The following is a 13,063-nucleotide window of genomic DNA, read 5'->3' on the forward strand; positions in this document are numbered from 1 at the left end:
ACTCTGACCGGTCCCAATCCGGTCGATCGCGGCAAAGCCGGCTCGAAAATTCATGTCCTGACCGACGCCGACGGCCTCCCGCTGGTCGTGGCGGTCTCCGGGGCGAACCTGCACGACAGCCACGCCCTCATCCCGCTGGTCGCCAGCATCCCCGCGATCCGGTCCCGGCGTGGGCCGCGGCGACGCCGACCCGCCAAGCTGCGGGCCGACAAGGGCTACGACTACCCGTACCTGCGCCGTTTCCTACGCCGGCGCCGCATCGCGGTACGCATCGCCCGACGCGGCGTGGAGAGCACCGAACGTCTCGGCCAGTACCGGTGGAAGATCGAACGGATGATCGCCTGNCTTGACGGGTACCGCCGGCTGGCCGTCCGCTACGAACGCAATGGCCATAACTTCCTTGGGCTCCTCTGCCTCGCCGCCGCGATCACCTNCTGGAAGAAACTCCCCACCTGAGACAACCTCTAAATCACGGGACTGCGGTCGAGTCTGGGGCTGGTGGAGGGACGCTTCTGCGGAGATCGTTCAGTGCCTGACTCCCCCAGGTGAGAAGATCGACGTCGAGCTGAGAGCTGTTCGCAAGATCGCGGCTGAAGGTAACGTGCCGATGCNGGCGGCCGGGAAGTGTCAGAAGGTACAGCTCTTCGGATTCCAGGACGGGATGCAAGTACTGGCCGGTAAGGGGATTGCTATTGAGAGTCTTTTCTAGGTCGGCGAGTGTTGCGCTGGGAGTGAGTGTAGGGATCAGTGGGGCGGGCTCCTCGGAGTCAGAGAGTCGGACGTCGCCNCCGGTCGCCTGGACCACTTGGTTCTGGATGCTGCGGACCTGCTCCGCGATGACGATGCTGGTCGCTGCGGCTGTCGGCTGCATCGCAGCCTTGCGAATGGCTTCCTCGGTGGCTGCGAGGACGGGTTGGGCGTCCCCGATGATCTCTGTGAAGTCGCCGAAGTCGGCCTTGATGCTGGTGTAGATCTGCTGTTCAACGGTGTTGGCGTAATAGTAGTTACTGATGCTCACGACGGGGTGACCGGCGCCGATGCGGTCGATCCTGCCGATCCGCTGTTCGACGCGCATGAGGTTCCACGGCATGTCGTAGTTGAACAGGCGGCCGCTGGTCTGGAGGTTGAGTCCCTCGCTCATGCTGTCGGTACCGAGGAGGATGCGTACCTCGCCCGCGCGGAAACGTTGTTTGAGTTCCGGTTTACTCACCTGCCGCCAGGTGCCGGTGGCGGGGTCCCATTGCTCACCGCCGCGGCCGGAGTAGCAGGCGACCCGCTGGTAGAGGCCGGCGAGCCTCGTCCGGAGGAAGTCCATGGTGTCGGTGTACTGGGTGAACACCACGACGCTGTCGTAGCCAGCGGCGATCGCCTCGGACAGGTCGTGGTCGAGTTGCTGGGCCTTCGAGTCGTGGCCGCCGAGCGCGTCGATGCCCGCGATGAATGCTTCAAGTTCAGCGACCTCGTCGCGGAGATGAGCGAGGACGTCGTGGGGGAGGAGGGTGGACTGCAAGTCGGGCGGGGCAGTCTCGTCATCTTCCGCTACGGTGGTGTCGTCGGCGTCCAGGAGCGTGCCGATGGCGAGGTGTCCGCCTGCGGTGAGGTTGTCTCGGCGCCTTGCGAGAGAGTTGCGCACGGCCCAAAAGCTGCTGGTGAGCCGCCGCCGGTAGACGGTCATCACGAAGCCGAGAGCCTGGGACGCCGGGTTTCCGCCCTGCTGCATGTAGGCGTTGTAGTAGCGACGGATGTAGGCGTCGATCCGGTCGTAGAGCTGCNGTTCGGGTCCACTGAGGTCGATGAACTCATCGTGGACGTGCCGACGTGGGATGACGAGGTCGGCGGGAAGCAGACCCTGGCGCTGGTAGTCGCGCATGGTCGACCGGGTGTTACGAAAGACGCGGTCGCGCATCGGTGTGTGCGCCTGCAGCCAGTCGTCGGCGCATCGCTGCTGCGTCGCGGTCCAACCACTGATCCGAAGGCGGGTCGGTGGAGGGGGCTCGTGCAGGCGCAGGACTGAACGCGACCTCGCTGGCCCAAGTTCGGCGATGACCTTCGCACGAAGCGTTTCGTCCNGCGGTGCGTCTGGTTGGTCTAGATGGTCGCGCAGCATCCGGGTTAGCAGCACCCAGTCCCGTTCCTCGGCGGGGCGACGCAGATGGCTGAAGTAGCGGACGAACTGGTCGGCGGACTCGCCCCAGGCACCCGGCAGACCGAGGAGTTCGATGAGGTCCCATGCCTCGTGCGGAGCCATCTGCATGGGGGTCGCGGTCGCGAGGTATATGGCTTTCCACGCTTGGGCGGCACGCATCGTCTGCAGGAGCGTGAGCAGCCGGTTCGGGCTACCGGTTGCCTTGAGGCCGCGGCGGCGGGCATGGTGGGCCTCGTCGACGATCACAATGTCCCACGGGCCAGCTGCGAGGACCTGCTCCGACCGGTCGGCACGGCGTGCAAGGTGAGAGGAGGCGAGGAGCACCGGGAACGCTGACCAGGGATTCGCTGTTGGGATGGTCTGGAGTTCGTTGTCGTGACGGTCGCGGAACTGGCCCCGGTCGTAGCGGGGGACGTCGAGGGCGAGCTTCTCGTGTAGCTCCTCTTGCCACTGGCGCAGGACGCTCGCCGGCACGAGAAGCAGCGCCGTCCGTGCCCGCCCGGATAGCAGCAGCTCGCGCAGGATGAGGCCGGCCTCGACCGTCTTGCCGAGACCAACCTCGTCGGCGAGCAGGTAGCCGCGCGGGAACGTCTCGACGGCGCGGACGGCGATCCGCACCTGGTGGGGGAGGGGGACGACCGTCGCGCTGGTCAGGCCGACGAACGTGCGGCTCAAAGGTGCGTCGAGGATATCGAGCAACACAGATTGGGCCTCCTCGAGGTCGACGGTCGCGCCGTCGTCACCCTCCTCCTCAGTGGTTGCGAGGGTGGCTTGCGAGTCGGTCTCTGTAGCGTCGTGGCTGTCACTGGTGGGGATGCGTAGCCGTGGGTCGGGGTCGCGGAGGGGCGGGTGCCAACCAGCCGGGACGATGTCGACTAGAGCCTGTCGGACCGCGTCGGGCACGGCCATGACCGTCCAGCCGGCGTCGGGGAGACCGTCCCAGTGCCGCTGGAATCGGCGCGTCACGTCTTGGCCGTAGATGGACCAGACTTCCTGGTTCCAGGACCAGTACACGTGGAGAGTCTCGTGGTTGCCGGTCCAGCCGGAGATGGTCTCGTTATCGCTGCCGATGAACGCGACCTGCCTGCCTCGTGCGTCGGTGAGCAGCCCGTACTTGGAATGGAAGTAGCGGTGGGCCTCCTCGGTCCGCAGCGGTGCTCCGTTGCGGTCCACGGGAACGCCGACGCGTATGTCGAGCCGACCCTCCCGGAGCATCCAGGCGAGCACGCGCAGTCGCTCACGGGTGACTATGTCGACACCGTCGTCCAGCGGAGCGACGGTCAGGCGTTCCGCGACGATCCGGTCCAGCGGCTCGCCGTGCAGGACCGCGTCGACGTCCTCCTCCGTGAGCTGGGCGCCGACGACGAGCTGCATTGTGCCGCCGCGTGCGACGAAGGGGGCGAAGCCAGCGGCGGCGCGGGCCAGCACGGTGGAGCTGAAGTAGCCGACGAGACGGTGGTACTCGGTGGCGCGTGCCAGCAACGGTACGTAGAACCGAGCCAGGGGCTGCTCGCTCGTCGAGTAGGACGGCTGCAATGGTACGGCGGTGAAGTCCGATGGTGGGAGGCTCTGGGGCTCAACCGGCCCTGAGATGGTCATGTCGCGATCCCGAGGAACAGATCGCCCTGTTCCTTCGGCGTGGTGTGCTCCTCTTCTGGAAGCAGCACGTCGTGCATGCAGAAAGCGACAAGCCGGTCCAAGGACTTGGCGAGCGANAGCACGAAGTCGTCCTTGACCTTCGTACNGGGAACTGTGTTGACTAGTGCCTGCACCACCGCGGTGAAGCGGGAGTCTCGGATGAGCCCGGTCCGCTCCAGGAACATTTTCGCCCGCCCCAGACCGTCTTCCTCCGCGATGTGGCAGGCGGTGTGCACAGCGTCAACCAGGCTAAGGAAGGACTCGGCGTCTACACGGACTCCGGGTAGGTCAGGGTCTGCGCCACGGGTGCGCAACCGTTTCCCAGGGGGCTGGAGAGTGACCATTCCGNCCTTCTTCTCCAGAATCTTTGCCCGTTGCAGTTCGTCAAGATCGAGTCCGCCTACGGCGAGGGCGAGGCGTCTCGCGTCGTCGAATGTCGTGAGNGGCCCCTTGAACATGTCCCAGTACGCGACGGTGAAGTCGGTGAGGGCGTCGAACTCGACCGGGCGCCCGACCAGACGTGCCCGCTGGACCCGCACGATCTCGGCACGAGCCACGGTCAGCGCGTCTTCGGGGCGCAGCAGTCGGGCTCGGCCGTTCTCGTCCGCGGTGCTGCTGTACACGGGCCAGTGGCGGCTCACTACGCCGAGGGTCGGACCATAGGCCGACAGGAGCAGGTCGACGCCGTCGATCCCGTCGGCGCGGAAGCGCGTCACGGCATCCCGGGCGGTCTGGCGAACCTCAGCCTCAATGTCCTCCCAATAGGTGCGGCGACGGCCGGGAGTGGGAGCGGCCCGTTTCCGGCACACGAGCATGATTGTGCTGGCCGCGCTGTTGACTCCCGACTGGTGCAGCGAATGCTCGGCCTCAGTGTTGATGGGCCAAGAGGTCTCGATGGTAAATCCCGCCTGGAGTAGACCCATTCCAAGGGTGTCCCACGCCTCCGCGCGCTTGTGGGTGAACATGACCGTGAGAACGCCATCATCCCGCAGGACTCGGTGCGCCTCGGCGAAGATCGCGGTCATCTTCGCCTCATAGTCCGCGTCCGCCAGCTCTCTCATCCGCCGTCCCATATGGACGAAGCGCGAGGCATTGGCGACGGCCTCGTTCTCTGCGTCGGCGGTGTCTGTGGGGAAGAGGTCCGGGGAGATCCGACCGATCGTGCGCTTCTCCCAGACGTAGAAGAAGTCGCTCAGTTCGGCGTACATTACATTGTCGTAGTACGGCGGGTCCATGCACAGATGGGCTACCGACCCGTCGGCCAGCGGGCGGACGTCTGCCGCGTTCCCCTGCGTTACGCTTACGTCGCGATGCCGGGCGGCTCCGGTGGCAAGATCTACACCGGTGTTATGAAGGAGCCTGGCAAGTCCGCCGAAGGAGTCGAGGAGCTGATCCAGCGCCCATTTGTAAAGGGCGGTTCCCTCGAACTCCGCGAAGGACCATTTGAAGGAGAAGTCATGCCGCGTGAATACATGCGCAATCGTCTGCCGGGACTGATGCCATGCTGCTGACTTTGCGTTGTAGTCGAGAGCCTTCCCTTGCATCACCCCAAGAAGCGTCAGGACTGACTGTGCGCGGTCCGCTGGCATCGCCGCGTGCACCTCGGCCGCCAGCACGCGGAACTCCTCGACGAATATTCCGTGTACGAGGAGCTGGNGCGAGCTAAACATCTGAGCGAAGGTGGTGATCCCGAATAGCCGTGGTCGTGACGTCCGCCCTCGGTCCCCCTTTTCTGCCAGCTCCTCGACCGGTATGACGTCGTTTAGTGCCCATCGGGTCGCCACGTCGTTCAGAGCTGACTCTGCGTCGCGGAAGCCGTGAAGGTCCGCCTCCGTGGGTATGCGGAAGGACCGCTTACCGTTGGAAGGACGGACAGCGACGGCGTATAGGACCTGCGTCATGCGGCCCGCTTGCGCCTCGTCCTTGATGTAGCTTTCGTCGATGACCTGGCCGTCCCACGGTGAGAGGCCGTCGCCGCGGCGGACGGTGCCGCGGCGCGGGTCAAAGTCGATGGCGGCGCCTTCCACGACCTCGAACTCGGGCTCGTCAAGCTCCTGCCCCGCGCGATGCGTTACGAGTCGGACGGCGATTTCCTTGCCCTTGTCTGTACGCAGACTCCAGTCGGGCACCAGGGGGACGGTCTTGCCGGTGCGAGGACATGCCACCGCCTGCGCCCAGATGTAGGTGAGTACCTGGNCGTCCCGACCGGAGGGGAAGTAGCGCGAGATCCTGTCCTGGACCCGGCCGACGAGCTTCCCACCCCACTGCTGGAGGTCGGGCAGGATGCCGAGCCCGAACTGTGCCGGGAACTGCACGCCTGCCCGAAGCAAGCAGGCGGCGACGCCGTTCAAGTCGTTCGCAAAGGTNCGCATTCCGAGGCGGGCGGCTGCGAACGGAATGCTTCCGCCGCCAGCTGTCAGGTCGGCGACGAGAGGCGCCTCTCCCCAAGTGTGGCTCAGCACGGCGGCGAGCAGGTTAAGGTTTTCTCGGTCCGGATGGTTGCGGAACGCCTGCTTATAGGTGTATGGGTTGGGTATTCGCCGCTTGTTGGCCACGGCTTCGTCGTAGGCCTTGCGTGCGGCTATGGGGTCGCCCCAGATTCCGACCATGTGTAGGAGCCACTGGCGGTAGGTGTGTTCGTCCGCGAGGGGCTTGGTATCCGGGAACGCTTCGGCGAGGTCTTTGCTCCACGCGGGTAGAAGCCCGGCGAGGACTACTGCCGCGCTGGCCACGAGAGGGCGTCGCGCCCACCACACGTGTAGGAAGGACAGTGGTGGCAGGGCGCTCGCGGCGGCGCGTTCGCGGCGGGACTCAACGCCGAGTTCGGCGACCGGGAGCCAGTCCTCTGCGAGGACATGCGGGGTCACAGTGGTGCTGGGAAGCATTATGGTCTCACTCCGCTGCGAGGAACAGACGCAGGGCACGGCGGACTCGGTCGGCGTCGGGTCCAACGGCCTTCGCGTACCAGTAGTAGGTCTCCTCCGTGCTCATGGACGCCACCGCAGCGACAAGCGCGCCGATCCTGGTCGGCTTTGTCACCCTCTGCGTGGCGAAGAGGGTGAGGGCGAGCCGGACGCCGGCCGCCTCGTCGAGCACGACCGGCTGTCTGCGGGACGGCGAGAGCACACTGTGAGGCTTACCACTGGCGCGGACCGCGGTGAGCAGGGCGCTAAGAATCCGGGAGGTCTGTAATGGGGTGGCGGTGGCGACAGTGGTGGCCAGGCTGCGCTCCCGGCTGCCGTAGGACTCGTCGAGCCTGACTCCGTAACCCTCATACCCATCCCGCCCGGACGCCGGGAGGATGTGCAGGCTGAACGCCCGGACGGCGAAGGTTCGTGCCTGTCGGGCAGGCACGNACCGGGTCCGGGCAGCGGTCACGCCAGTGTTCCATCGAGGGTGACCTCGGCCGGGGCGAGTTTGCGTACCACCGTGTCGACTTGTACCAGGGCGGGATCGTCGACGTCGACACCGGCCTCTCCGAAGTCGACGCTGACCACCATGCTGCCGTCGACCTCGCTGGCCGCCTTCAGTAGCGGCGCGAGCTTGGCGCTGACCTGCTGGTAGTCCATCTTGTCGCCATTGAGGTGGACCTGGACCCAGCCGTCCAGGCCGGGCAGCTCCGCGGTCACGTCGACGGCGACGGTGATCTGGTGTTTGGGCAGCTGGGCTAGTGCCATCGTCATCAGGTCGAGGTCACCAGTGCCGCGGCCGCTGTCGCCCTGCACCGTCAAACGCAGCATCGCGAGGGGGCGGTTCTTGTCGACAAGATCGTCCCGGAAGTTGGTCAGGGCAACGCCCGCAGGCCCGGTCTTCGGGTCGATGCGGGTCACCCGCCGCGTGTCACCGATCACCACGCCAAGCCGGTCAGCCTCGCTGCGGGTGAGGACATGGAAGGTGTCGAGCGATCGTTCGCGGATCTCCTTGACCCCGAGCGCTTTCACCCCGCTCGCCGGGATGGCCGAGGTCACCACTAGCTTGCTCTGCCGGAATGCCTCCGCAAGGACGTCGGCGACCTGCGCCTTCGCCGGCTCCTTCCGGCAGCGCTGTTCTAGGGCAGCTCGCAGAGTCGGTCCTATCATCTGGGTCGTAACGACTGCGAGCACGTCCTGCACGGTGGGGGCACGACCGAGCAGCCCCCGGGAGGCCGCCTCCGCGGCGGCTAGGAGCTGTGCCGTGTCGGAGATCATGATCGCGGGCATGGGGCCGCCAGCGCCGTACGCCTTTCCTGCGTCGGCGTCGTAGTAGACCCAGCCGTCGTGGGTGATCCCTTTCTTGATCGCGTCCGTGAGCAGGGTCGCGTCGAGCAGGATTTGAGCGCCCGGGTCCCGCCAGAACCACTCTGCGACCTTCTTGGTCGTTGTTGCGGCCGGTGTAGCCCAGGCGCGATCGTGGAGCCAGTCTGTTGAGATCGGCTGATCGCGGATCTTGCCCTCGTTCGCCAGCAGGTTCCGTATCGTGCGGACCGCGCTCCTCTCCGCGTCCCCCTTCTGAGCCGCTGGCAGCTCGCGGTGCGTGAGGTTCCCCGAACCAGCGTCCCGTACTGGGAAGTAAACGTGCTTGTAGCACCGTGTTATCGCGATCCTGGTGTTCAACAGGCTGTCGTCATACATCCTGCTGACCTTCGCCTGGACCTCTGAGGCGAAGGTCGCCATCCGCGCGGGCTCGGCAAGCAGTGCCTCTAGGGCGAGTCGAGCACGGACCTGGTCCTTGAGGTTCTCCACCGCCTCGGCGTCGGCGACCANGAACACGACTGAGTTGAGGAACGTTCTCAGCTGGCCGGCGGCCGTCGCGTGCTCGCGAATCTCCTGTACCTGCCGGGGAGGGGATCCGGCGTGGCGTCCCACGACGGACACGTGGTCGTAGTCGAACACGGCGACGCGCAGCCGTGTCGTGTCCTCCACCTCGGCGGGGCTCGCTGGGAANGGGACGGCCAGGATGCCGCTGTCGTTGGCGAATGCCTTGCGGACGAGTTCCTTTGTCTCCTCCGTCGTCCGAGTGTTCGGGATGTCCCGCTTCCCATCCTCGACAATCTTGTTGACGTTAGGTTCGGTGTGGAACCGCCACCGCGTGCCGTCATAGGTAAGGTGCCAGCAGACCCGCTCGGCCTCTCTCAGCGCCTCATCAAGGATCTCCGGGTCCTCACCCGGGCGGAGGGTGCCCAGGACGTACTCGGCCGGACCGGCGCCGACTCCCGCCTTCAGCTCGAGGGAGTGTAGGAACACGGTGCGTGCCACCCGGGTGGCATATGCCGGCCGGCCGTGGAAACGCGTCTGGTCGACCTGCCCGCAGTGCGAATCCGGGCCGGCGATGTCCACCTGGGCGACCCCGGCGAAGGGCGCACGCTCCACCGCGACGGTGAGTCTGTTCAGGACGGCGGGCCGGGCCAAGTCGATGTCGGCCACGTTCACGATCGCCGCGTCGTCGTCAGTCTCCCATATACCGGCGACGACCTCGGCAAGGAGGCGCAGCGCCCCGCGCGCCCGATGGAAGGTCGGGATACCGCTCAGCCGCTTGTCCAACACTCGGATCAGCTCAGGGTGAAACGGGTATGAGGCCGTCACCGCCTCGGCGTAGGCAGCGGGGCTGTCCGCTCCGCCGCCGAGCGGCACTGCGCCGTGCACAGCCTCGTAGAGGCCCCTGTACGCCTCGCCGGCCTCCCGCGCCGCAGCCGCGTCAATGTCGGCGAACAGGCGTCGCTTAAGGATCTCCGCGATCTCCCGGTCCGTCGCAGGCTCGATGACGAAGCCGGAACGAGCAAGGACGCTTGTCGCCTCACCCCGGGTACGGTCGGCGTGACCTAGGCTCTCGTCGAGCATGGCTCCGAGCCGCGCGGTCTCCTTCGCGTAGGCGTCGCCCGCTCCCGCCAAGCTGACGATTACGACCGTGTTGCGGTCGCCCATCGCAACCTCGAAGAGGTTCTTGAGGAAGACCGGGATCTGCGCGGCGCTTCGGCGTACCTCCTCGCTCCCGGACTCGGCGACCTGCCGCAGATGCTGCGCGATCTCGTCGATCATCACGACGGTCTTGCGGCCACCGAACGCCTTGCGCAGTGTCTCGGTCCCGGGAGCGGTGCGTGCTTCGTCGCTTGCCTGCAGCACCGCGTGCGCCTTCGCGCCCAGCTGTGCGCCGATCTCCCCCCACACCGTGTGTGTCGTCAGCCCGTTCGTCACCAGCCCGCTTATCGGGTCGAGTGCATCGCCGACGACCGCCGCGACCTGCACTGGCCCGTCGGGGAGCAGGGACGGGTCGACGAAGTTGGCGATGTCGGCGGGGCGGGCACCACGTGCCAGGTGGTAGACGGCCATGAGCGAGTGGGTCTTCCCGCCGCCGAAGCTCGTCTCCGCACGCAGGACACCATGCTCCCCCTCTGCGCCCTTCACCTCGGCGAGTCGGCCGAACGTCCTGGAGATCAGTTCCCGGAGGCCGGTCGTCGGATAAGTCAGTGTGAAGAACCGGTCCGGATCGCCGTAGACCTCGTAGCCGTCCGCGTCCCGCACGACCTTGTCTAGCTGGGCTGCGAACTGGTTGTCGCTCATTGAGCCGGCCAGAACGTCCTTGCGTGGCTCGCAGGTCTCGCGAACCGATCGCAACGCCACGGCAGATGCCCCCNNATCGCGCCAGCCAGCGGACCAGGCTCACCCGGGAGCTTGGAGGTGTGGCGGCCATCTATGACATAGCTATCTTGTCACGCTACGTCGCGTAATTGCCACCCAGTGGGCAGGCTGGCATCGTGCGCCAGTGGATGGCGCCGGCCGCTGCTGCGGTGACCCTGGCGGTAGCGAGATCCGACAGGGGCAGCAGCAGTCTGCCGGCTGGCTGACCAGCCCAGACCGAGCGGCTGACCAGGTCGGTCAACGGTTCGATCCCGCCCGTTTCAGATCTCGATCGGCGAGCAGGTGTACGCCGCAGCTTCTCCGAGGGCCACTACGTTTAGCGACGACCACCCGACACCCTGGGCTCCGCGTCCAACCTCGCCGTCATGCTGACCAAGCTTTAGCCTCGATCTTTCGCCTGGTGGCTGGGTCGGTTTGTCGGTCGTCCCGCCCCGTTTTTGATGTTGAGTTGTGTGGTCGGGCTGTGACGGGGTGGCCCGCTGTCGCGCGGGCTGGGGCGCCGGTCCACGGCCGGAGCTGGTGCGGGTCGTCGGGGCAGGGCAGGTCTGGGCGCTATCCGGGGTCGGGCAGCGCACGGAGGATGGTCAGGGCCTGGACGGTCAGCGCTGCCCACCGATGGTGGGCGGGGAGGTGTACCACGGTCTTGCGGGCGTGGTGGGCGACGCGTCCGGCGATGGTGAACAGCCTGTGCCGTAGGCGTTTCGGTTCCCACCGGCGGGCGGTGTGGCAGGCCAGAGCGAGCATCTGGGTCCAGGCGAGCAGGTCCAGGGCCAGCGCCACGACGGCGCACCAGACCCTGTTCTGGGCGAAGTCGTGCAGGGGCAGGTTGGTCAGACCGGTGTCCTTCGCGGCGCGGATACGGTCCTCGCAGCGGGCCCGCCGGCGGTGGNGCAGCTCCAGGTCGGCGAGCTGCCCGCGGCGGGTGTTGGTCGCGAACGCGGTGGCGCGGTTGCCGTCGGGGTCGGTGATCCGTAGCTGGGCGCCGGGGTGCGGGCGTTCCTTACGCACGATGACCCGCATGCCCTCCGGCCAGCCGGACAGGTCCATCAGCCCGGTCAGCTCGGCGACCCACGCGCCGTCGCGGGGCTGCCCGTCACCGTCGTAGGCGGGTGTCCACGCCCCCGCGGGAACCTTCGCGATCAGCTCGGTGGTGCTTTCGGGCAGGGTGAACCCGACCGAGTAGGCCAGCCGCCGCTGGTGCAGCCAGTCGAGGAACGCGTGCGTGCCGCCGCCGCTGTCGGTCCGGATCAGTACCGACCGGCCCCGGCGTAGCCGCCGGGGTAGCTGGGCGAGTGCGGTGGTGGCCACGGTGACGTGGTCGGCGGCGGTGTTGGCCCCGGCGTTACCCGGTCGCAGCAGCACCGCCAGCGGCTCACCCGACCCGTCGGCACCATGGTCGGCGAACGCCCACAGCNGGTGGAACCCGAATCCCTTCTTCCAGGTCCGGTCGGCGTTCTCCTTCTCCGAGTGGGCGGTGACCAGGGTGGCGTCCAGATTGACGACCAGCGGATTCTCGGTGGAGATCTCGGCGTGCGGGGCGTGCGTGCCGGCCAGTTCCCACAGCTGGGCCCGGGCGAGGGCCCGGGCGGCGTCGACCGCCTTCAGCGCCTTCTCGACGTCGACGGCGAGGCGGTCGACCGTGCGGGACACGGTCGGGTCCGAGGCGACCCGTCCGAACACGGCTGGTTCCGCGCGTAGGAGCGACACGTCCGCGAGGCAGTCTCCGCCCAACGCCAGCGACAGCGCCAGGTCACACAGCACTTTGCCCGGGTCGTGCACCGCCCGGTCCGGCCNCCATCGCGCCAACGCCGCCGACAGCNCCTGCCCGAGTCCGCTGGCCCGGACCGTCTCGGTCAGTATCAGCCCGCCCGCGTGCGACACGATTCCACGCCCGGCGGCGTCCACGCGGACAGACGGGTACAGGGCGGTAGTCTTCACCGCGAAGGTGCTCCTTGGTACGGGGTGGGTCAGGTCCTCAGCAAGCCCGATCCTCCCAGCTCAGGAGCACTTTCCTATTCCTGGCACCCCAACAGACAATCATCCCGGTGAAAGCCCGAGGTTAGGGATCTGCCGGGGCGGGTGGACGAGGACACCCTGGCCCGTCGGCGCCGGGTCCTCGGCGAGGACCAACCCGATACCCTGACCGCCGCCGCCAACCTGGCCGATCAACTGATCTCCCTCGGTGACTATGAGGGGGCGCGGTGCTGTTGGTGGATACGCCGGCCCGCCGGCGGCGGGTGCTGAGAGAGGAGAATCCCTCCACCCCTCAGCGGACGGCGGGAGTGCTGGCCGGGCCGCCCGCCGTCCCCGCGCCGATGGCTAAGAGGTTGTCTCAGGTGGGGAGTTTCTTCCAGCAGGTGATCGCGGCGGCGAGGCAGAGGAGCCCAAGGAAGTTATGGCCATTGCGTTCGTAGCGGACGGCCAGCCGGCGGTACCCGTCAAGNCAGGCGATCATCCGTTCGATCTTCCACCGGTACTGGCCGAGACGTTCGGTGCTCTCCACGCCGCGTCGGGCGATGCGTACCGCGATGCGGCGCCGGCGTAGGAAACGGCGCAGGTACGGGTAGTCGTAGCCCTTGTCGGCCCGCAGCTTGGCGGGTCGGCGTCGCCGCGGCCCACGCCGGGACCGGATCGCGGGGATGCTGGCGACCAGCGGGATGAGGGC

General features: G+C 67.2%; 4 protein-coding genes and 11 pseudogenes. 3 read left to right on the plus strand and 12 right to left on the minus strand.

Going from position 1 to position 13,063, the window contains the following annotated elements; genetic code table 11:
* Both FF86_RS29960 and FF86_RS60990 read left to right on the plus strand, forming a co-directional pair.
* On the plus strand, positions 1 to 344 hold a 344-nt coding region (locus FF86_RS29960; protein ID WP_242419890.1), incomplete at both ends, for a transposase.
* Between the two features lies 1 nt (position 345).
* Positions 346 to 433 (plus strand): annotated as a pseudogene (locus tag FF86_RS60990) (hypothetical protein); the annotation flags it as partial.
* A gap of 355 nt (positions 434 to 788) precedes the next feature.
* On the opposite strand, the pseudogene FF86_RS69325 reads toward FF86_RS60990, so the two are convergent.
* The 10 genes and pseudogenes from FF86_RS69325 to FF86_RS61015 all read right to left on the minus strand — a co-directional run.
* A pseudogene (locus FF86_RS69325) lies at positions 789 to 1,720 on the minus strand (helicase-related protein); the annotation flags it as partial.
* Positions 1,721 to 2,070: 350 nt separating this feature from the next.
* Positions 2,071 to 3,745 (minus strand): annotated as a pseudogene (locus FF86_RS69330) (SNF2-related protein); the annotation flags it as partial.
* 2,406 nt (positions 3,746 to 6,151) lie between these two features.
* Positions 6,152 to 6,669 (minus strand): annotated as a pseudogene (locus FF86_RS69335) (DUF1156 domain-containing protein); the annotation flags it as partial.
* 489 nt (positions 6,670 to 7,158) lie between these two features.
* On the minus strand, positions 7,159 to 8,525 hold a 1,367-nt coding region (locus FF86_RS69340), incomplete at its 5' end, for a hypothetical protein (protein ID WP_396230188.1).
* Between the two features lies 1 nt (position 8,526).
* A pseudogene (locus FF86_RS69345) lies at positions 8,527 to 8,706 on the minus strand (hypothetical protein); the annotation flags it as partial.
* Position 8,707: 1 nt separating this feature from the next.
* Positions 8,708 to 10,320 (minus strand): annotated as a pseudogene (locus FF86_RS69350) (DUF499 domain-containing protein); the annotation flags it as partial.
* Between the two features lie 630 nt (positions 10,321 to 10,950).
* The coding region (locus FF86_RS60995; protein ID WP_242419891.1) for a transposase at positions 10,951 to 11,287 on the minus strand (337 nt) is incomplete at its 5' end.
* Between the two features lies 1 nt (position 11,288).
* Positions 11,289 to 11,812, minus strand: a pseudogene (locus tag FF86_RS61000) (transposase); the annotation flags it as partial.
* A gap of 1 nt (position 11,813) precedes the next feature.
* Positions 11,814 to 12,191, minus strand: a pseudogene (locus FF86_RS61005) (transposase); the annotation flags it as partial.
* Between the two features lie 27 nt (positions 12,192 to 12,218).
* Positions 12,219 to 12,336 (minus strand): annotated as a pseudogene (locus FF86_RS61015) (hypothetical protein); the annotation flags it as partial.
* Between the two features lie 141 nt (positions 12,337 to 12,477).
* On the opposite strand from FF86_RS61015, the gene FF86_RS33890 reads away from it, so the two are divergent.
* A complete protein-coding gene (locus FF86_RS33890) occupies positions 12,478 to 12,642 on the plus strand; it encodes a tetratricopeptide repeat protein (protein WP_128423435.1) in 165 nt (54 codons plus the stop codon).
* A gap of 88 nt (positions 12,643 to 12,730) precedes the next feature.
* Here FF86_RS33890 and FF86_RS63460 read toward each other — a convergent pair.
* Both FF86_RS63460 and FF86_RS29990 read right to left on the minus strand, forming a co-directional pair.
* Positions 12,731 to 12,841: pseudogene (locus FF86_RS63460) on the minus strand (transposase); the annotation flags it as partial.
* Position 12,842: 1 nt separating this feature from the next.
* A pseudogene (locus tag FF86_RS29990) lies at positions 12,843 to 13,063 on the minus strand (IS5/IS1182 family transposase); the annotation flags it as partial.

Source organism: Frankia sp. CpI1-P, from assembly GCF_001421075.1.
Classification (GTDB): domain Bacteria; phylum Actinomycetota; class Actinomycetes; order Frankiales; family Frankiaceae; genus Frankia; species Frankia torreyi.